Consider the following 17,612-nt stretch of genomic DNA (forward strand, 5'->3'; position numbering starts at 1 on the left):
GGGCGCCGGGGTCATCGTCGACCCCTCGCTGCCGTCCCGGCGTCGCAGGGCCGCGACACTGGCGCGATGAAACGACTCCCACCCGACTTCTCCTCGCCGTAGCCCTCGTTGTGACCGTGGGGCTCTCCCCGTCCTGTTAGCCGGGTGCGACTCACCGGAGTCGACCGAGAGTTCGGCGCCATCGCGCCAGACGGCCGCGCCCTGTCATGGCCTACCGGGCGGGCCTCGAGGCGGGCAGGTCCGTGTACGACACGGCGGGCAAGGGTGCGGCGGTTCGCGACGCCACCTGGGGCGGCTGTACCCGACGGCCTCTCGACGCCGACACCCCGGAGTCCGAGGTCGACAGGGGAGCGTGGGTCCAGGGCTGCCTCGACGGCGTCTTCGACAAGCCCGCCGCACCGCCCGCCGCCGCGGTCACCCGCCGCGCGGAGAACTCCGGCCTGCTGCGGAGCTTCCGCGCCTGGGCAGAAGACAACGGAGGTCAGGAATCGGCGCCACACGTCTCGAAGCTCACGACCACGCAACTGACGAAGAATGACGACGACATCGAGCTGACCGCCGTGTGCTGATTCTGGGCCCCGACGGAGTGAGGCTGCTGCGTCAGCGGATCTGAGCACGCTCCCTTCGATGGCAGCCGGCGACCGAGCTAGTGCGGATCAGGACGGCGACGGTTCGACATGGTCTCGGAGCCCTCAGTGCGCCGGCTGACGGTCCCTTCCACGAGGCAGGTGACGGTCAGATTGCGCTGCCGAAGCCAGGGGGCGTCCCAGCTGGTCGGATTCGCAGCGGAGGGCGCGTGCTTGCTGAATCATCAGTCTGAGGCTCGCGATGGATGAAAAGAGGAAGCGTGAAGGTTCTTCTGGGGATTGGCTTCGTTCACGTGAAGTAGCAGCGTTTGATCAGCCGTTTGGGCAGCAGTTGGCGATCTTGAGTACTGCAGACACTCACGAGAAATGACGTCGCCGTGGTGCGGTGCCACCGGAGTGCGGCAGAAGCGGTCCGTCTCTTGATCACCGGTCGTTAGACTCCCGGCGTTCAGGTGCTGTCGATGGACTGGAAGGCCAAGCCATGGACGATGACCGTTGGGCCGACTGGCCGGAACGGTGGGTCGGCACGGACTGCGACGTGCGGGCGGCCATGGGCGCGATCCCGCGGGAGGTCAAGGACGGGTTCAGGTACGACGAGGTCCCCTGGCAGCGGTTCCGGCACTTCTACGGCCCGGGCGAGGAGATCCCCGGCCTGCTCGCCACGCTCGCGTCCGGGGACGCCGAAGCTGGCGACAGGGCCTTGGGGCAGCTCTGGACGAGTCTTCACCACCAGGGCGGCACGATCGCGGTGGGGGCACTGGCGGTGCCGTTCCTGCTCCGGATCGCGGCGACCGCGCGCCCCGAACTCCGCGCCCGAACCCTTCGCCTGGTCGCCGAGATCGGCCGGTGTCAGCACATGGGGGACGGATCGCGGGAAGGCCTGCTCCAAGTCGCCGAGGAGCCGTTGATGATCGAGGGCAGCACGATGTGTCCGGTGGACTGGACGATCCAGGCCGCCCGTCAGGCCGTCACGGACGACCTTCACCTTCTGCTCCCGCTTCTCTCCGACCCCGACCCCGAGGTCCGCTCCGTGACCGCCTACGTCCTGGCGGCGGCGACCGGCGAGCTTTCACATGTCTCCTCTGCTCTGCAGTCCAGGCTGGCGAAGGAAGACGATGCGGTAGTCCGGGTGAGCCTGATCCTGGCGATCGCCCAACTCGCCCGCGAACAACAGGATGAACACGCTCCCAGGTGGGCCCGGGGCCTGTGGTCGGATCCCGGACGACCGCCCGAGGTCCGCATCGGCGCCGGCCTGGCCTGGCTGTGCCTGGTCCCCGACCCTGCCCCCGATGAGCTCCGCGCCCTCCTCACCGACCCCGGCACCCGTCAATACGACGGCCTGCTCCAGCCGGTGCCATGGCTCACCTGGATCGACCCCACCGGCGTCGGGCTGCGAAGTTGCATCGACGAAATGCTCACGGCGAACATCCCCGAAACAGTGCTTGACGATCCTTGGGGTGGAGGACCATCAAGCTGAACCATGCAGCGGTCAGCCGGCTTTGGCGGGCGCTTCGGTGCGCGGCCGGGTCGAGGTGAGGCGGTAGGAGTCGGTGCCGGTCTCGATGATGGTGCCGTTGAAGGTCAGGCGGTCGACGATGGCCGGGCAGAGGCGGGGGTCGGTGAAGGTCTTGGTCCAGCCGCCGAAGGACTCGTTGAAGGCGATCGCGACGCTGTTCTTCTCCTCGCCTTCGGTCAGCACCTGAAAGAGGAGCTCGGCGCCGTGACGGTCGAGTTCCATGTGTTGGGTCGGGGACGAGACGCCGTGCACTGTTTCAAGTACCGGTTTTCCCGTCGCCGCCCGCCGAACCGGACGTGCCCGTTGGCCGAGCATCCGGCTCTCCACGTGATCCGCTGGATCAGGCGAGGTATTCGCTGACCTGGCCGACGAATGCCACATCATCATGGCTGGTCCGACGAAAGCGTGCTTTCTCCGGATCGACCTCATCGATGTTGTATGGCGTGCTGATCTGCGCTCCACGGAATCGGTAACGCTCTGCTATGGCGCTCTCCAGCACTGCAAAGCAGCCCATCCACCAGATTCGGCAGGCTGCTGACGACTCACGGGACGTCAACCACTGGTAGCCGTAGTACTCAGAGGCCGGGAAAGCCGGTCAGTTCCTTGCCCATCGGTACAGCTTGATCTGATGACTGCAAGGCGTTCTTCCACGTAGTAGCGGGTCACTGCATCCACGCCTGCTGTCCTGGCACCCCGATTGCCAGACACCCGCTCCCAAGCCACCATGGTGGTCAGAGCAGCGTTGCGGCAGGCGAGTGGCTGGCAGCCACCCAGATCTGGAAGTTCTTCGGCTCGTCCTCGGCGGGCGCGTTTCGCAGAGGGCTTTGGTGTGGTCGTGGACGCAGGTGACGTAGGTGCCGGGATATGGCGACGGTCGACCTGACAAGCCGCAGACTCACCCGCGAATCCACCCTGGCGCGACGCCTGAGCGCATGGCAACGCAGCACTATGAGCTCGCCGACGAGCACACTCTTTCAGGTGGCCGGGTTCTGGGCAGGGCACCCGTAGTCGTACGCGTAGATCGCGTTGCCCTCCCTGTCGCTGAGGTGGAAGCAGTGGCCGTAGGCCCACACCGTGACCGAGTCGGGCCGATGCTGGACCTCGAACGGCTCGTCGCCATACGACGTCCCGGGCCCGGTGCCGTCTCCCGCGGGCGAGTGGGTGGCAACGACGCAGGTCTCTTTCGGCAGGATCTGGTGGATGTCCGCCCAGGGCTCCACCGTCAGCTCCAGCGGCTCCTCGCCGTCGTTGCTGACCGCCAGTCGCGCCGTTCTCCCTGCGAACATATCCAGCACCCCCTGCTTGACCCTGCGCCGTCACGCGGGCAACTGCACTCCGTGCGGGCGCACACAGCACGATCCTCACATGCGTGATCACCCGATCCAACGCCACGCCCGAGTTACCGAACAACCTGCCGGGGCAAAACGCTCTTCTACTGTAGACGTCGTTTCGTTTGGCGCTGGTCGGCTGTCAACGTCGCCTTGTCATGACGGTGTGAGAGCCTCCGGGTATGAGCTACGACTTGGCCGTGTGGGAAGGAGAGCCGCTGCCGGACGACAGGGCGGCCAGCCGAGCCTTCGCCGACCTCTACGACTGTTACCTGGACGCAGCGGCGGGCCATCCTCCGACCGAGCGCATCGCGGACTACATCGCTGCGCTTGTAGAGCGGTGGGGTGATGCGTCCGTGGACGAGGACGCCTCGCCCTGGGCGGCATGGCCGTTGCTTGCAGGAGCCGGCGGCCCGCTCGTCTATATTCCGCTGGGCTGGAGCGCAGCCGAAGAGGTCTCCGCCCATGCCGCGGCCCTCGCGGACTCGATGGGGCTGGTCTGTTTCGATCCTCAACAGAATCGGCTCAGGCCCTGACGGTCTTGGTCAGACGCCGGTATCCGATCAGAAGCGCTGCCAGGCCGACGAAGGCGAGAACGTGTTCCGGTTTCCGCTCATAGCGGCGGTGCAGACATCGGCAGCCGGCCAGCCACGACACGGTTCTCGTGTGCGGCGGCGAGGTCTTCACGCACCTGGGGGGTGGCCCGCCCCGGGGAGCTTGGAGCGCCATTCGAGCTCGCAGACCTTGTCGCTCGCCGCGCGCAGGCGCTCGTCGGCCTTCGCGACCTGGGTCGGGATGTCCACGGGCAGGCCGGCCTCGACAGTGTGAAGACTGGCCTTCAACTTCTTCACGTCCTTGGTGTCCTGCGTCCGAAGTTCGATGACTATATGTAGCCTTGCATGCATTGCGCGTAGGGGGCGGCCGGTGGCCGAGGTGAAGTTGACTGAGGACGAGCGCGAGACGCTGGTGCGCCGGTCCCGGCGGGCGACCTCGGCACAGGCCACGACCTCTCCGCGGGGACGCAAGGTGCGGCATGCAGCCCTGACCTGCCACCTATGAGCCACCGCATCCTTGGGCTCGCCAGCGCGTCAATTCCGACCACGGATGGCACGCACCAGGGCAGCTGCGGCGTGCAACGTCCTGACGCGGTCCCGCCCCGAAGTGCCCTTGACAGCAATGCCCGCAATCAGCACGGCTGCCGCCGAGATGATCGCCACCAAAGCCACCGCCACGATCGCCCATGTGTCCGTGATCACCGAAGAAACTCCTTGCCGTCCGGCCGCCCTGTCCGGCGGCGCTCGGTGAGGACGATCGCGTACAGCGCCCCGGTCGTCAGCACGTGCCGGACCTGCCGGATCCGGTCAGTAGGGTGCCAGGTCATGGCAGTCAGAGCCGAACCGTCGGCCGGATCGGCTGGACCGCTCTCAGGACGAGGAGCAAGCATGCATCGGGATGAGGGCCTGAGCGCAGGACGCCAGGCACTTCGAGATGCGCTGCAGGATCTGCAGGCGCGAGCACTCAAGGGCGGTCGTACCCGTAAGTCAGCTATTGAGCTGGCCGACGCAGCACTCAAGGAGCGTGGATGGAAGCCGCTTCGGTCGGCCGCATCGGCCCAACCAGAGGTAGGCACACGGGAGAATGAAGCGCGGAAGGTGGTCCTGTCCACTCAGGCGGTCAGTGACTGGTTCGTACGCGGCACCCCAGCCGCGGACTTCGAATTGTTTGTGGGCCGTGGTTCGTGTGCTTTTGGAGTGGTCCGGAGATGGTCCCCGCCTGGAGCCGAGACTGACGGTGCGGCAGATCGCAGAGAGCTGGCAGCCTCTGCGCCAGGTGTGGAGGACCCGCTGGCAGGAGGCTCGCAAGGCGTCTCCCGTGACTCACAACTCTCAGAACCACAGCGTCCGCCGGAAGAAGGCCCGGGCATACCTCCAAGGAATCGGCAGAGATCACCGGAGCAAGGGGGAGCTGGCGCCGGAACCGGCTGCCCGGGAAGCTGTTGCCAAGGCACGGGCTCGCCTCGTACGCGAGCACGAGGAGGCCCGGGCACGAACCCCTGGCGAAGCCCTCGACCGTCTTGACCAGTATGAGTACGAGCGGCTGATGGACGCGCTCGAACTGGTGGAGGTCGACTGGGCGGCTGGGACTCGACTTCTGGCCCGTTTTGTCGATGACGACGGTGGCGTGGTCAGGCACCGGGTGCAGGCGGCCCGGGCGCTGGCGGACATCCGGGTCCTCGCGAGTATGCAACCGCGCGTCGGGAAGTCCCCCAACGATGGGGACGACCGGAGCAAGGGGGATCAGGTACCGAGTGGGTCTGCCCGGGAAGCCGTTGCCAAGGCCCGAGCCCGTCTCGTACGCGAGCACGAGGAGACCCGGGCACGAACCCCTGGCGAAGCCCTCGACCGCCTGGAGGACTACAGACACGAGGAGTTGATGGACGCCCTCGAACTGGTGGAGGTCGACTGGACAGCGGGGACTCGACTCCTGGCCCGCTTCGTCGATGACGACGGGCGTTTGATCAAGTTCCGAGCGAAGGCGGCCCGGGCGCTGGCAGAGCTAACTGCTGAGCACCCTTTGTGATCAACCCCCGAGGTATCACTCAACAAAGCACTACTGGTGTCCTGCGCGCGCCGTGAAGCGCAAGCTCAAGATGCTGCAGTACCTACCGGAGGTCATCGACGGCTTCCTCGCCGGCACCGACCTGGCCCTGGACGTGTGAACAGGGGGGTCGGCCGAACGGCGATAGGTCTGGCACGGTCGGAGCCGAAAGTCCCTGGTCAGATACGGTGACGGGATGACCGAGAGCCTGCCTGACGACGTAGCCGACGTGCTTGCGGCAGTCCTGAACACGGACAATCCGGTTCATGCCGCACTCCGAAGGCAGGTTCCACACCTCAGCGTCCGAGCTCGCTGCACATGCGGGTGTGGCACCGCCTACTTCGAACTCGACACCAGCGAGGTCGAGGCCGCGTCCACCGGCCCCGGCACTGTCGTGGCGGCCGAAGCGCAGCTCGTCACCGAGGCCGGCGAGTGCCCCGGCGAGGTCCTGGTCTTCACGCAGGGCGGCTACCTGTCGTGGCTGGAAGTCTGTTCATGGAGCGACGACATCGAGGTGACGCTGGCCGCCGCACGTCCCTGGCTGCAGCCACGATCTTGATCCCCAGCGTCCAGCGGTCTCCGATCTGCACGACACCACGATCCAAACCGACATCACGAGTTGGAGTTCAGTAGCTTCCGCCTACTTGCAATCCGAACCGGATTTGATCAGGCGCTGGTTCGCGCCGCGACTGACCGGGCCATGAGCTCGCGGGGGAATCCGGTCATAGCTGCGGGGACCCTGCAGGTAGATCACGGAGCTGGCCGGCCCGAACAGAACCGGGCCGCACGAGTACAGCAAGCCCGAGCACGAAGGCGTCTTCGAGATACCGGCTGAACGCCTCCCCCCGGCGCTCCGGCGGACCCGGGCCGACTGGGAGGCCCCGTGCCGGCACTGGAACCGGGGGAACCCGGACTTCGCGGCAGGCCGCCGGGCAGGCCCGCCGCTGACGTGCCGTACGTGCCTGACGAACCCCGGACTGCGTCCGCCAGGACGTCTTCGTGCCGCCTACAGCCAGGTGACGTCGTCGCCGTCGACGATCAGGTTGTCCCAGGAGGGGATGCGGTAGAACTTCTTGCTCTCGCCGCCGCCGAGGACGGCCTTGCGCCAGACGCCGACGCCGTCGGTGAGCGTGTAGGAGCCCTCGTAGACCTTGTCGTACGCGGGCACGAAGGCGCCCTGCTCGCAGGTGACGTCGGTGGACCACATGCCGTGTCCGTCGGAGTTCCCGTTGTACCGGCGCGGCATGGCGTCGCGCCGGTACCGGCCGACGTACTCGGGCTGGGGTTGGGGGTCGGCTTCGCTGGCCGCGGCGGTCACCACGGCTAGCGGTGCGCCGGCCAGGCGGGCGGGAGCGGATGCCTCTGCGGCGTCGGGGGCGATCACGGTGCAGGTGTGGTCGGAGTAGGCCACGCACACGGTGCCGTCGGGGGCGACGGCGATGGCCGGGGCCTTGTCCGGGGTGCTGGGGAAGGGGCCGGTCTCGGTGAGGTCGGCGGCGTTGAGGATGCTGCCTGCGCGGTCGGCGTGGACGGCGTAGAGGAGGGTGCCGTCCGGGGACGCCGCGAGGGCGGTCGGGGCGGGGCCCTGGGCGCGGGCGGTGACGGTCATGGTGGCGGTGTCGATGGCGACCAGCGGGTCGGCCTGATGGGGCACGAACGCGTACAGGGTGGCGCCGTCGGCGCTGAGGAGCACCCGGACGCCGTGGTACTTCTCGGCGGGGGCGGCGATGTCGACCGCCTGCCCCGGACCCGGATCGGTCTCCTCCGCGTTGTCGTCCTGCGCGTTGGTCCCGTCCTGGGCCCGCTCGGGGACGTCCATGGCCAGCACGCAGGGCGTCTGCTTCCGGTTCGAGTTCTGACCGTGCCTGCCCAGGTAGAGGCGTCTGCCGTCCGGGGACAGTGCGATGGTCTCCCATGAGCTGAAGACGGGCTCCTGGGGGACGGCGTGGTCTCCCGTCTCCTTCCCCGAGGCCGTGTCCACCTCGAGCACGGCCAAGCCCTGGGCCAGTAGCACACGGCTGCCGTCGGCGTTCACCGCTACGTCTGTTACCCGGGCCTCTTGGTCGGAGTAGAGGGTGTCCGTCTCCAGGGTCCGGGTGTCGACCGTGCTGACGTTGCAGCCTCCCTCGGACAGGGCGTACAGCTTCGTGGCGGCGCCGCCGGACCGGGCGGCCAGGGCGCGGTTGCCCATCAGGGCCTGGGTTGTCCTGATCCGGCCGGTGGCCGCATCCAGCACCGCAATGCCGCCCGGCTCCGGCCCCGTCTGCCGGTAGGCGATGTAGAAGTGAGACACACTCGACTGCGTCACGCGGCGTTCCTCCCGAACGGCGAGCGGCCCCGGCCGCCCCATGCGCCCGTGCCCTGCCACCCGCTGCCACGCAGCGTAGCCACCCCGCCACCTGCCCGGTAAAAGATCACCAACCCACTCATAACCGGCACCCGGCCTCATCCGACCGGAAACCGGCTCCCCACCACACCAGTCATGTCCCGAAGGCCATCGGCCGCGAGGAAGCAGCCCGCCTGCGCGAGCAGATCGCCCAGCTCAGCAGGCAACTCGCCGCCGTGGAGCATCGGCTGGAGCGGCTGGAACTCACCTGGGAGACCGTGCTCGAGCTCGCCACCCCCGGCTCTCATGTACGCACGTCGAAGCGGCCGTGACAGGTGCAGTGAGAAGCGGGCCGGCGAAGCGAGATTCCCCCGAACGGGGCAGGATCCGTCGTTCAGCGCGCGGTGCAGTGAGAATCCGACAGCACGGATGAGACCGAGCGAGAATTCGCCAGTTGCACTGCGACAGGACATCAACAGATCAACGGTCACGCGGCTGCCTTGCCGCGAAGTGACAAGTAGCAGCGGGTGATGAGCTGGGTTCAGCTTCCTTGGGTGAGGCTGAACCCGATAGCTTGCCGACGCAGAAGAGCTGGCAGGAGGGGCGGAGCTGGTGGCGAAGCTGAACGAAGGCCACCGGCCGGGCGGCCGCGCCCCCGCGTACAACGACTGTGGTCTGGGGTGGACACGGGCCGCGCGTCGTCCGCGCTCATCGACGACGCAGCCTGACGCTAGGGTGGTGACCATGGCTTTGGATCAAGACGGCGTGATGCTGCCACGGCTGCGGCCGGCGCACGTTGCACGGCGTGGCGTGGCCTTCGGCCTGCTGGGCGTGGTGCCACTCGTGGCGGCGGCTTTGAGAATCACGGACCACAGCGACCGACGAGAGTTCCTGGCCGTCGTCAGCGGTCTTGTCGGCCTCTTCGGCGCGATCCTGCTTGTGATCGGTGCAGGCTTTTGGTGGGCCAGTGCGCGGGACGTCCGCCGCTTGCGGGACTGGCACACCCTCACGACACAGGCCGCCTCAGTGACCATCGTGGGTCCGCTGTTCCTGCGCTCCGGGCTGTTTCTGCTTGTCCTCGGAGCTGCCGCTTTCGGGCTGTACCAACTGGTGGCCGATTCACCGTACGGCAGCTGGCTGCACGGCCAGCACTAAGAGGAGCTAGCAGAAAGCGTGCGTGGGCCCATGTCTGGTTCTGCGGTGTCTCGTTGGGCAGGGCAGGGGGAAGGGAAAGGGTCCGCCGTGGCTGGTGACGGACGATTTGTGGGTGCGGATCGAGCCGCTGCTTCCGGTTCGGTCCCGGCGGGTACGAAATCCGGGCCGGCTGCCACTGGATGACCGCCGGTGCCTGCAAGGGATCCTGTTCGTGCTGCACACCGGCATCCAGTGGGAGTGGCTGCCGCAGGAGCTCGGCTTCGGTTCCGGGATGACCTGCTGGCGCCGGCTCCACGACTCCTTGACCCCGTGTCCGCTCGTCGATACCCCCGAGATCGCCGCCAACCCGGTCCTCGAGGACGCGACCGGGCATCGCGAACTGCTGACGGGCGGCACGCTGCTCCACTGCGACCTGCGCGCGGACAACCTCCTGATCGCCGAGGACGAACAGATCCGGGTCGTCGACTGGGCCTGGCCCCACCGTGGTCCGGCCTGGATCGACACCGCCTTCCTCGTGCCACAGCTCATCATCGCCGGACACACTGCTCCTGACGCGGAGAAGTGGGCCGGGCAGGTCCCTGCCTACCGGCAGGCCGACGACACCGCGATCAACGTCTTCGCGTCCGCGCTGACCGGCTACTGGGCCAGCCGCGCGGCACAGGGGTCCCCTGAGCTGCGGGCGTACCGGGCCCGGGTCGTCGACGCCGGGCGCGCCTGGGTCGGCCACCGATCGCCAACGTGACAGGCGGTGCGTGTCGGCCCCTGTCCAGCACGCTGGACAGGGGCCGCTCACCGCGGCGGGCTGAGAACTGGCACCGGATGGTGGACCCGCCAGGCCTCACGGTAGCGAAGTACCGAACGAGACGGCTCACCCTGGCGGCCGCACCGGTCAGCGTTCTGAGGCGGCCGCGACTCAGCCAGCGTGGCCCCCCGGGGACTGCTGGCCGGCAGCCGCACCGGCCAGCTGGAAGGTCTCCCCGATCATGTCAGCGCAGGCCGTCCATTCCTCGTCACCCTTGAAGGGGACAGGTGCTGCCTCGGACTGAGTTTGAGCAGCAGCGCGGGCCGCGGCCGCCGTCGGCGTGTCCGGGCCCGCAACGGGGCGGATTGTCGAAGCCGGCTGCGGGCGAAGGCTTCGGATGGTGGTGTCGACTGAACCGGTTGACGGATATCCGCAGGTCAGATGGCATTTCTGCTAGCTTCCGCTCATGCTTGAGACGGGTGATCCCTCTCGGGATCTGATCAACTTCGTGCTGCCACAGACCGGTGCCCTGGTCGAGGTGGCCGACCCAGCCCAGCCGTACGTTCTGCTCGACGCTGCCGGGCAGGTGGTGGAGCCGGTGTCCGCGTAGGGCTGAAACGGCGAGGCCTGGAAGGTGGACGGGGCACTCGGATCGGTTGCTCGGGTTCCCCCGCTGACGCGGGGGTGTTCCGGCTGTTGTCGCCGACCGAGACGCAGCGTACCGGCGATCTTCTGGGGCGCCGAGGGCACCCCGGTCTCGGACCGGGGTGCCCTCGGCGTTCGAAGCGGCTGCCTCAACCGCAGTTCCTGGTGTGCTTGTTGGGTGCGGCAGCAGGTTGCTCCTGCTGGCCGGGTACGGTGCTGTTGAGCCGCTTGGTCAGCTCCTCGGCGGTGCGGCCGGTGAACTCGTCTCGCAGGCTGTAGTTCGGGTCCTCGGGGCCGACAGCGGCCGCCCGCGCTGTACGGCTCGCCTGGATCTGTCCCTGGAACTCGCCCTGCCCGAGGACGCTGTTGTCGTAGGGGATGTTGGACTCGGAGCCGAGCCCGCGCCACTGGCCGGGGATTTCCCCGTCGCCGGGATCGCACTTCGGTTCCTGCCACTCGATGGCCATGACGTAACGGTGGCCGGTCTCGATGCGGGGCTCGTCCTCCCCGGCCATCTCCGTGCGGTTGGCCGTGCTGCCGTCGGTGAACTGCCAGCCGTGCGCTGTCCACTCGAACGATGAGGGGGCAGTCTTGGCGGAGGTGTCGCTGGACCAGAGGACCTTGTCGACGCGCAGGGTGACGTTGCGGAGGATGAGGCCTTCGCCGCGGTCGATCTCGTCCTGGCCCGGGGGGATATCCCTATCGGCGACCGGGGTGACCTCGACGACGTGGTCGGCGTACGTGACCCAGTCGGTCGCGGTCTGGGCTGGGTGGCGGTCGGCGCCGTGAGCGAGGATGATGCCCGGCTTCCGGGGCTGGTTCTGGCTGGCCTGGTCGCTGACGGTGAGTGCGGTGGCGGTGAGGATGGCGACGGCGGCGGTGCCGGCGGCTATGGCGGTGGCGCGTGTGGATCGTCTCAAATCTGTTCCCCCCGGTCCTAGTAGACGATGTTGATGTTGCTCTTCTGGTTCGAGCCGAGCGGCTGGTCGTAGCCGACGGACTTCTTCATGCAGCCCAGCCTCGCGTCCTGCATGCCCACCGCCGGGTAGGCCCTGTTTCCGTGGAGCAGGCCGACGGCATGGCCGGTCTCGTGGCAGCTCAGTCCGGGGGTGTAGGAGCCGCCGCCTTGGATGCGGACGTACTGCTGGTCGCACTTGTAGTTGCCGGGGGAGGCGTCGTTGCAGAAGGCGATGCCGTCGGCGCTTCCAGGGACGTTGCCTTCGCTGTAGTAGATGTCCGTCTCGGACGAGCCGGACCAGGTGGGCGTCGAGTCGTAGGTGATCGACAGGTCGGTGGGGGCGTACTCGCTGGCGAGCAGGCTGCGAACGATCCGCTTGTCGTCGTTCTCCAGTTTGTTGTCGCCACCGGAATCCATGTAATAGGAGACGTCCGCATTGTCGGTCCGGCAGACAGTTCCGTTGGCTTCGCCGCCGAGGCAGCCGACGTAGTAGTTGGAGGTGGGAACGATGTTGTCGATCGACGCGGCAGCGGGTTCGATGTCCACGGCCGGGCTGGACGGTGCTGTGGCGAACAGGCAGACGACGGCCAGCGCGACGATTCCTGCTGCTCTTCGTGCACCCTGCATCGGAAGCAAAAGGATCCTTCCCCTTGTTACGTGGCAGTTCGGGCAGGAGACAGCCCGTGAGGCCAATCACGCCCCACGGGCCAATTAGCGCACGCCTGTTCGAACACACACAAGGATCAGGCCGAGCGGAATCAGACATTCCATGCTCTATTGGCTGGTTTGCGTCCCCGGGGAGCGGCATGCGGTCTGTTCGGCCTCGTCGAGTGCCTTGGTGATCGTTGACCGGTACTGGGTCAGCTTGGCGCCTTCGAACGTGGACGCCTCCTGGTCGGAACGCTCCGGCACCACCATCAGCAGACGCTGCCCCTTCTCGATCGGCGGGCGAGCTTCGGCCGCTCTCGGATCGACCAGGTCGAGGGTGATCCGGTTGTCACCGTGGGAGGGCTTGATCCAGTCGTCGACGTCGAGGCTCACGGTGATGCGGCCCTTGCTGGACGGGCGCACCTCGGTGACGTCACCGACGGCGATGGTGCGGGCGCAGGCGATCCACTCGGTGAGGGTCTGCCCGTGTCCGTTCTGCTCCTCACGGGATGCGGGCCCCGAAGATCCGCTCATCACGGACACGGTCACGGCGATGCACGCCGCAGCTGCGGCCGCCGCGAGCGACACGGCGACAACGCGGCGTCGACGACGGGGCTTTGCGAGAGAGAGCGGTTCCTGCGCGGGAGCGGAGTCGGCCATGCCGGCCTCCCCGCCGATCATCCGTAGGGCGCGGCGTACCGCATCCTCGTCCGTTTCGTTCTGGCTGGCCACAGTCAGATCACCTCCATGTCCCGCAGCCGGCGGCCAAGCGCGGCCACGGCGGTGTGCAGTCGGCTCTTCACCGTTCCCTCGGGGACGCTGAGACGGTGCGCGATGTCCCGCACGGTCAGGTCCGCGTAGTAGCGCAGGGCGAGGACCTGCCGCTGCGCCACCGGAAGGCCTTCGAGCTCTTCAGCCACGGTGAGAGCGAGCAGCCGCGAGTCCTCGGACTGACCGGTGGGCGGATGGTCCTGCCAGCGGGCCGCGAGCCTCTCCCGCAGTGACGCGTCCCTTGACCGGTTCCGATGCCAGTCGACGGCGACCCGTGAGGACACGACCGACAGCCACGCCCGCAGGTTCCGTATCCGGCCTTCCGTCTCCAGCAGCTTGACCCGGACCTGCTGGACACCGTCGTCGAGCTCGGCCCACGGGACCCCTCCGAGAGCCAGCATGGCGCGCACCAGCTCGACATCCGACGGCTCCAGCAGTGGCCCGCCGGTCGTGGATCTGTGCGTCTTGCCCATCAGCCGATCGCCCTCCCCTCCTGTCCCTCATACGACGGAGAACGCGTGCAGAACGTTCGCAAAGTGAGCGGCCTCTTAGGTCCCTTCGCATCCGGCTTCCCCAAGCCGGGCGCCAAACCTCCACAAACAGGCATCAAGCGGCGTCCGGACCTACCGCGTCCTCGGCTGGCTTTCAGGCGCAGACCTCCAGCCAGATCCAGTACGCCCGTTTCCTGCTCTCCAAGCCCGAGGCCGTCAGGAGCGTTCGTCCTACGCTATGTGAGGGCACCGACAGGCGAGGGAGCCCCACTGCCCATCCCGGGTCATCGCCCCCACGCCCTTCGCCTTACCACTGTCCTCGCCCACACCCACCAGCAACTCGCCGCGGGCAACCCGGCCGCCTACGAACCCGGCCTCGCCACCTCACTCGCTGTCTTCGCGATGCTTCTGGCAGCGGAGGGCGACCTTTCCGTGGCGCTACGCGAAACGGAGGAGGCTGTGGAGCTCTACCGCAGCCACCTTGGCACGATGCCCTCCGTGTTTTCGCATCTTCACACCGTACTGGCCCTGCAGGCGGATCTCCTTGAGAGACTTGGGCGTGAGGAGGAGGCGGAGCAAGTACGCCGTTGGCTCAGGGAGAATCCACTCCCGCTGGATTCTCATAATTGACCATCTGTGAGAGTTCTGCGAGAGCCCCGGAACGCGCACCGTTTCCGCAGGTCGCCGTTCGCAAAAGCCCTCTCGAAACCCGCACGTTGTGCGAGGTACTTCTGAGAGGCTGCCGCCACGGATCTCACGCCCGATCGGGCTGCATTGGCGGTAGAACGTCACGACTGCCCGAACTGCGACGCGCCCCGTCGGCTCCGCCTGCCGCACCCGCAGCGGGAAGACCGCCGCGAAGTACCACACCCCCCGCTTCGTCCTCGTCCCCGCGCTCCGCGAGGAACTCGAAGTCCTCGTCCCCGCCGACCGCCACCCCGGCCGCGCGTGGAAGCAGGGCCCGGCGCTCGCCGTCGTTCCCGCGCCCCGCACCGAGCGCCCGGTCCGCGGTGACTGAGCGTTTCACTTGGCGAGTGAGCCGTCGATGCGGCGGGGCTGTGCGCGTGAGTTGGTGGGCAGGGTAGCGGGCTGGCTTCTCACGTGAAGGTCACGTGCATCCCGCCCTCGGTCAGGACTTCGAGCACCAGGGCGACCAAGTCATACTGCTCGCCCTCCGGCGCCAGGACGCGGGACAGGTGCTCGCGCGCCGTCGCAGCGTCCCGCCAGAGCAAGGTTGCGGGGGCGGTGTAGCCGAAGTTGCCGCGCAGACAGTCCACGAGGGCGTCCAGGCAGCCGCCGAAGTAGCCGCCCGGCCCGTTGACGGCCTCGCCGAGTGCCAGGTAGAGGCCCGGTTCGTCGGTGATGTGCCGGCCGTCCAGCTCGTACGCGTGTCCGGCCTGCCGGTCCTGGTGCTTGAGCCGACAGCCCCGCTCCCGGACGAGATCGAGCCAGGCCCCACGCTGACGGGTCTCGAGCGCAGCCCAGGCGCCAGGGGCGTCCGGCGGGCCGGCGAGCCAGGGCTCCCAGACGGGCCGGGCGTATCCCGGTACGGGTGCGACGTATCCGTCGAGTTCCAGATCAATCAGGTCCGTCCCGCGGGAGGACGGCTGCCACGTGCGGACTTTGGGCCGCAGCAGCCGGTCGGTGAGCGGCTCGCCCCGGTCGTCCCGTATCTCCAGGCAGGCCTCCTCCAGGTCCAAGGTGCGTCGGGTGCTCGTCGCCAGTGCCCGCCGTAGCCGATCACCCGGTGCGAGCCCCCGCAGGACCAACGGGTGCTCTGCCTCCTCGGGCGGCAGGACGCGGGCGAACTCCCGGCAGGAGCCCAGCCACCGGTACCCGTCGTGCAGCCGGACAGGCCCCCTGTGCCCCTCGGGCGGGCCCTCGTAGTCGTCCAGACCGGTGAGCACGAGACCGTCCGTTCCCGGGTACTGTCCGAGGCTTTCCGCGTCCTCCAGCAGCCAGGCATCGAGCGTCTTGTCCTCCGGCACCAGCCACACCCGGCTGCCGACCCAGGCGCGTACTTCGGCTCCGTCCGGAACCCAGCCGAACAGTTCGTACGTCCCTCGCAGGGGTTCCCGGAACAACCCCTCCACCTCTGCGCAGACACCCCAGACCTGGCCATTTCCTGTGTCCGTCAGCGTGTACCGTCCCTGGCCGCGATGGCCCCTGTCCATATGCACGGTGGGAATCATGCCCAGACCAGGTGTAGTCCGCGAAGCTCTTTTCTCGGTCGCTCCACGATGTCCGGGTCGCCCAGCTCGATCGCGCGAAGCAGAGGGGTGCGTCCGTCGGTGCCTGCACGGTCCAACCTGGTGGACGCCATCAGGCCGCCTCGACTCTGCGCGCTTCAGTTGGCGTCACTCGCCAACTGAAGCGCTCCTTACCTTGTTGGCGGGTTGATTCCGGTCCTTCGTACGATCGGGAGACCCGGGGGCCTGGGTGTGGCCTTAGAGCGCTCATGCCGTGGTTGTGGCTTTGACTGATTGGCCGCCCAGTGCCCCGCGACGACACGGCCACTCATTGGGATGAGCGAACAGAGATCGCTTCGTAAGGACACGTCGGCGTGGTCGTCTGCAGGGACCAGTCAACCGATCGACGAGGGAGGCTCGGGTGCCCGAGCTCTGGGCGGGGACGGATGCCGGCAAGGCCGCGCATCACTGCACGGTGATTGACACTGACGGGACGAAGGTGCTCTCGCGCCGAGTACCAAACAACGAGGCTGAACTGCTGGAGCTGATCGGCGACGTCCTCGCACTGGCTGAGGACAGCCCGGTGACCTGGGCAGTCGACCTGAACGCCGGCGGGGGCGCTCTATTGATCGCCCTCCTGACCGGCCATGGTCAGTGGCTGCTCTACATTCCTGGCCGGACCGTCCACCATGCCTCCCGCGGCTACCGAGGTGATGGCAAGACCGACGCGAAGGACGCCTACGTCATCGCCGATCAGGCACGGATGCGTCGGGACTTGCAGCCTCTGCAGGACTGGGACGAGATCGCAGTGGACTTGAAGATCCTCACCGCCCGCCGTTACGACCTCGCCGCCGACCGCATCCGCGCCATCACCGGATGCGGGCCCAGTTGCTGGAGTACTTCCCGGCCCTGGAACGGGCCTTCGACTACGCCGCATCCCAAGCCGCACTCATCCTGCTGACCGGTTATCAAACGCCAGCTGGCCTCCGCCGGGTAGGCCCGAGCCGGCTTGCGACCTGGCTGAAGAACCGCAAAGTCCGTGGCGCCCAGGCCGTGGCCGATGCTGCCGTCGCTGCGGCGCAGGCTCAGCACACTGCCGTGGCAGGGGAGAGCACAGCCGCCGCCGTGGTGAATGCCCTGGCGCGGACGGTCCTGGCAGTGGACGAAGAGATCGCCGGCATCGATCTGAAGATCGCGGCCCGCTTCCGTGAGCATCGCGACGCGGAAGTGATCGTCAGCATGCCCGGCATGGGTCCGTTGCTGGGGGCGGAGTTCATCGTCTGCACCGGCGGGGACATGGATGCCTTCGGCAGCACAGGACGGCTTGCCGGAGTCGCTGGTCTCGCGCCGGTTCCTCGGGACTCAGGGCGGATCAGCGGCAACATGCGCAGGCCACATCGCTACCACCGCCGACTCCTGCGCGTCTTCTACGTCTCAGCCCAGATCGCCGCCCGCTTCTGCCCCACGTCCAAGTCCTTCTACGACCGAAAACGAGCTGAAGGTAAGAGCCACAGGCAGGCGATCCCTGCTCTTGCCCGTCGCCGCCTCGACGTTCTGTGGGCCCTCATCCGCGACCAATGCCACTACACAGTCCAACCACCCCAACCAGAACCAGCGGCCGCATGAACATCGCTGTTCGGTGCCGACCTTCCGGGCGG

Annotated in this window: 19 protein-coding genes and 3 pseudogenes; 9 read left to right on the plus strand and 13 right to left on the minus strand. The window is 67.7% G+C overall.

All coding sequences use genetic code 11. The features are described 5' to 3' along the window. Positions 1-206: 206 nt before the first annotated feature. Together AB0M39_RS13960 and AB0M39_RS13965 are read left to right on the plus strand one after the other, a co-directional pair. Positions 207-569 carry a hypothetical protein gene (locus AB0M39_RS13960; RefSeq protein ID WP_365363716.1) on the plus strand — a complete coding sequence of 121 codons (363 nt, stop codon included), beginning with the start codon at positions 207-209 and terminating at the stop codon, positions 567-569. A 499-nt stretch (positions 570-1,068) separates the two neighbouring features. After that, entirely contained in the window at positions 1,069-2,064 is a 996-nt protein-coding gene (locus tag AB0M39_RS13965) for a hypothetical protein (protein WP_365363718.1), read from the plus strand. 12 nt (positions 2,065-2,076) lie between these two features. On the opposite strand, the pseudogene AB0M39_RS13970 reads toward AB0M39_RS13965, so the two are convergent. The 3 genes and pseudogenes from AB0M39_RS13970 to AB0M39_RS13980 form a co-directional block, all read right to left on the minus strand. After that, positions 2,077-2,385: pseudogene (locus AB0M39_RS13970) on the minus strand (ATP-binding protein); the annotation flags it as partial. Positions 2,386-2,443: 58 nt separating this feature from the next. After that, positions 2,444-2,617, minus strand: coding sequence for a hypothetical protein (locus AB0M39_RS13975; RefSeq protein ID WP_365363720.1), 174 nt, complete (start codon positions 2,615-2,617; stop codon positions 2,444-2,446). Positions 2,618-3,077: 460 nt separating this feature from the next. Then, entirely contained in the window at positions 3,078-3,389 is a 312-nt protein-coding gene (locus AB0M39_RS13980; RefSeq protein ID WP_365363722.1) for a hypothetical protein, read from the minus strand. Positions 3,390-3,613: 224 nt separating this feature from the next. Between AB0M39_RS13980 and AB0M39_RS13985 the strand changes: the two genes are divergently transcribed. Beyond that, the gene (locus AB0M39_RS13985; protein ID WP_365363724.1) at positions 3,614-3,967 is read left to right on the plus strand and encodes a hypothetical protein; all 354 of its coding nucleotides are present in this window, start codon (positions 3,614-3,616) and stop codon (positions 3,965-3,967) included. Between the two features lie 147 nt (positions 3,968-4,114). On the opposite strand, the gene AB0M39_RS13990 is transcribed toward AB0M39_RS13985, so the two are convergent. From AB0M39_RS13990 to AB0M39_RS14000, 3 genes are all read right to left on the minus strand, one after another. Continuing rightward, the gene (locus tag AB0M39_RS13990; RefSeq protein WP_365363726.1) at positions 4,115-4,282 is read right to left on the minus strand and encodes a hypothetical protein; all 168 of its coding nucleotides are present in this window, start codon (positions 4,280-4,282) and stop codon (positions 4,115-4,117) included. Positions 4,283-4,519: 237 nt separating this feature from the next. Beyond that, the gene (locus AB0M39_RS13995; protein WP_365363728.1) at positions 4,520-4,687 is read right to left on the minus strand and encodes a hypothetical protein; all 168 of its coding nucleotides are present in this window, start codon (positions 4,685-4,687) and stop codon (positions 4,520-4,522) included. Further along, entirely contained in the window at positions 4,684-4,812 is a 129-nt protein-coding gene (locus AB0M39_RS14000; RefSeq protein WP_365363730.1) for a hypothetical protein, read from the minus strand. Before AB0M39_RS14000 ends, AB0M39_RS13995 begins: the two co-directional genes overlap by 4 nt. A 491-nt stretch (positions 4,813-5,303) precedes the next feature. On the opposite strand from AB0M39_RS14000, the gene AB0M39_RS14005 reads away from it, so the two are divergent. Beyond that, a complete protein-coding gene (locus AB0M39_RS14005; RefSeq protein ID WP_365363732.1) occupies positions 5,304-6,011 on the plus strand; it encodes a hypothetical protein in 708 nt (235 codons plus the stop codon). A 214-nt stretch (positions 6,012-6,225) separates the two neighbouring features. Continuing rightward, positions 6,226-6,588 (plus strand): hypothetical protein, encoded by a 363-nt coding sequence (locus AB0M39_RS14010; protein ID WP_365363734.1) that lies wholly within the window; start codon positions 6,226-6,228, stop codon positions 6,586-6,588. Positions 6,589-7,035: 447 nt separating this feature from the next. On the opposite strand, the gene AB0M39_RS14015 is transcribed toward AB0M39_RS14010, so the two are convergent. Together AB0M39_RS14015 and AB0M39_RS14020 are read right to left on the minus strand one after the other, a co-directional pair. Then, positions 7,036-8,337, minus strand: a complete 1,302-nt coding sequence (locus AB0M39_RS14015) for a YncE family protein (protein ID WP_365363736.1) — start codon at positions 8,335-8,337, stop codon at positions 7,036-7,038. A 137-nt stretch (positions 8,338-8,474) separates the two neighbouring features. Next, on the minus strand, positions 8,475-8,846 hold the full coding sequence (locus tag AB0M39_RS14020; RefSeq protein WP_365363739.1) for a hypothetical protein: 372 nt from the start codon (positions 8,844-8,846) through the stop codon (positions 8,475-8,477). Between the two features lie 253 nt (positions 8,847-9,099). On the opposite strand from AB0M39_RS14020, the gene AB0M39_RS14025 reads away from it, so the two are divergent. From AB0M39_RS14025 to AB0M39_RS14035, 3 genes and pseudogenes are all read left to right on the plus strand, one after another. Continuing rightward, positions 9,100-9,510 carry a DUF6336 family protein gene (locus AB0M39_RS14025; RefSeq protein WP_365363741.1) on the plus strand — a complete coding sequence of 137 codons (411 nt, stop codon included), beginning with the start codon at positions 9,100-9,102 and terminating at the stop codon, positions 9,508-9,510. A 40-nt stretch (positions 9,511-9,550) separates the two neighbouring features. Further along, positions 9,551-9,808 (plus strand): annotated as a pseudogene (locus AB0M39_RS14030) (transposase); the annotation flags it as partial. A gap of 910 nt (positions 9,809-10,718) precedes the next feature. Further along, complete coding sequence (locus AB0M39_RS14035) at positions 10,719-10,862, plus strand: hypothetical protein (RefSeq protein WP_365363743.1); 144 nt, start codon at positions 10,719-10,721, stop codon at positions 10,860-10,862. 184 nt (positions 10,863-11,046) lie between these two features. Here AB0M39_RS14035 and AB0M39_RS14040 read toward each other — a convergent pair whose 3' ends face one another. The 5 genes from AB0M39_RS14040 to AB0M39_RS14060 all read right to left on the minus strand — a co-directional run bounded on the left by AB0M39_RS14040 (position 11,047) and on the right by AB0M39_RS14060 (position 15,957). Further along, positions 11,047-11,817 (minus strand): hypothetical protein, encoded by a 771-nt coding sequence (locus tag AB0M39_RS14040; RefSeq protein WP_365363745.1) that lies wholly within the window; start codon positions 11,815-11,817, stop codon positions 11,047-11,049. A gap of 17 nt (positions 11,818-11,834) precedes the next feature. Next, positions 11,835-12,482 (minus strand): hypothetical protein, encoded by a 648-nt coding sequence (locus tag AB0M39_RS14045; RefSeq protein WP_365363747.1) that lies wholly within the window; start codon positions 12,480-12,482, stop codon positions 11,835-11,837. 147 nt (positions 12,483-12,629) lie between these two features. Next, entirely contained in the window at positions 12,630-13,235 is a 606-nt protein-coding gene (locus tag AB0M39_RS14050) for a hypothetical protein (RefSeq protein ID WP_365363749.1), read from the minus strand. Positions 13,236-13,237: 2 nt separating this feature from the next. After that, positions 13,238-13,747 carry a sigma-70 family RNA polymerase sigma factor gene (locus AB0M39_RS14055; RefSeq protein WP_365363752.1) on the minus strand — a complete coding sequence of 170 codons (510 nt, stop codon included), beginning with the start codon at positions 13,745-13,747 and terminating at the stop codon, positions 13,238-13,240. A gap of 1,115 nt (positions 13,748-14,862) precedes the next feature. Beyond that, positions 14,863-15,957: a barstar family protein gene (locus tag AB0M39_RS14060; protein WP_365363755.1), complete on the minus strand. Its 1,095-nt coding sequence runs from the start codon at positions 15,955-15,957 to the stop codon at positions 14,863-14,865. A gap of 418 nt (positions 15,958-16,375) precedes the next feature. On the opposite strand from AB0M39_RS14060, the pseudogene AB0M39_RS14065 reads away from it, so the two are divergent. After that, a pseudogene (locus AB0M39_RS14065) lies at positions 16,376-17,580 on the plus strand (IS110 family transposase). Positions 17,581-17,612: the final 32 nt, after the last annotated feature.

This window comes from Streptomyces sp. NPDC051907 (genome assembly GCF_040681075.1).
Taxonomy (GTDB): domain Bacteria; phylum Actinomycetota; class Actinomycetes; order Streptomycetales; family Streptomycetaceae; genus Streptomyces.

Coding starts and splice junctions, on each gene's coding strand:
- AB0M39_RS13960 (WP_365363716.1), top strand. CDS start 207: ATGGCCTACCGGGCGGGCCTCGAGGCGGGCAGGTCCGTGTACGACACG.
- AB0M39_RS13965 (WP_365363718.1), top strand. CDS start 1,069: ATGGACGATGACCGTTGGGCCGACTGGCCGGAACGGTGGGTCGGCACG.
- AB0M39_RS13975 (WP_365363720.1), bottom strand. CDS start 2,617: ATGGGCTGCTTTGCAGTGCTGGAGAGCGCCATAGCAGAGCGTTACCGA.
- AB0M39_RS13980 (WP_365363722.1), bottom strand. CDS start 3,389: ATGTTCGCAGGGAGAACGGCGCGACTGGCGGTCAGCAACGACGGCGAG.
- AB0M39_RS13985 (WP_365363724.1), top strand. CDS start 3,614: ATGAGCTACGACTTGGCCGTGTGGGAAGGAGAGCCGCTGCCGGACGAC.
- AB0M39_RS14000 (WP_365363730.1), bottom strand. CDS start 4,812: ATGACCTGGCACCCTACTGACCGGATCCGGCAGGTCCGGCACGTGCTG.
- AB0M39_RS14010 (WP_365363734.1), top strand. CDS start 6,226: ATGACCGAGAGCCTGCCTGACGACGTAGCCGACGTGCTTGCGGCAGTC.
- AB0M39_RS14025 (WP_365363741.1), top strand. CDS start 9,100: ATGGCTTTGGATCAAGACGGCGTGATGCTGCCACGGCTGCGGCCGGCG.
- AB0M39_RS14035 (WP_365363743.1), top strand. CDS start 10,719: ATGCTTGAGACGGGTGATCCCTCTCGGGATCTGATCAACTTCGTGCTG.
- AB0M39_RS14045 (WP_365363747.1), bottom strand. CDS start 12,482: ATGCAGGGTGCACGAAGAGCAGCAGGAATCGTCGCGCTGGCCGTCGTC.
- AB0M39_RS14055 (WP_365363752.1), bottom strand. CDS start 13,747: ATGGGCAAGACGCACAGATCCACGACCGGCGGGCCACTGCTGGAGCCG.
- AB0M39_RS14060 (WP_365363755.1), bottom strand. CDS start 15,957: ATGATTCCCACCGTGCATATGGACAGGGGCCATCGCGGCCAGGGACGG.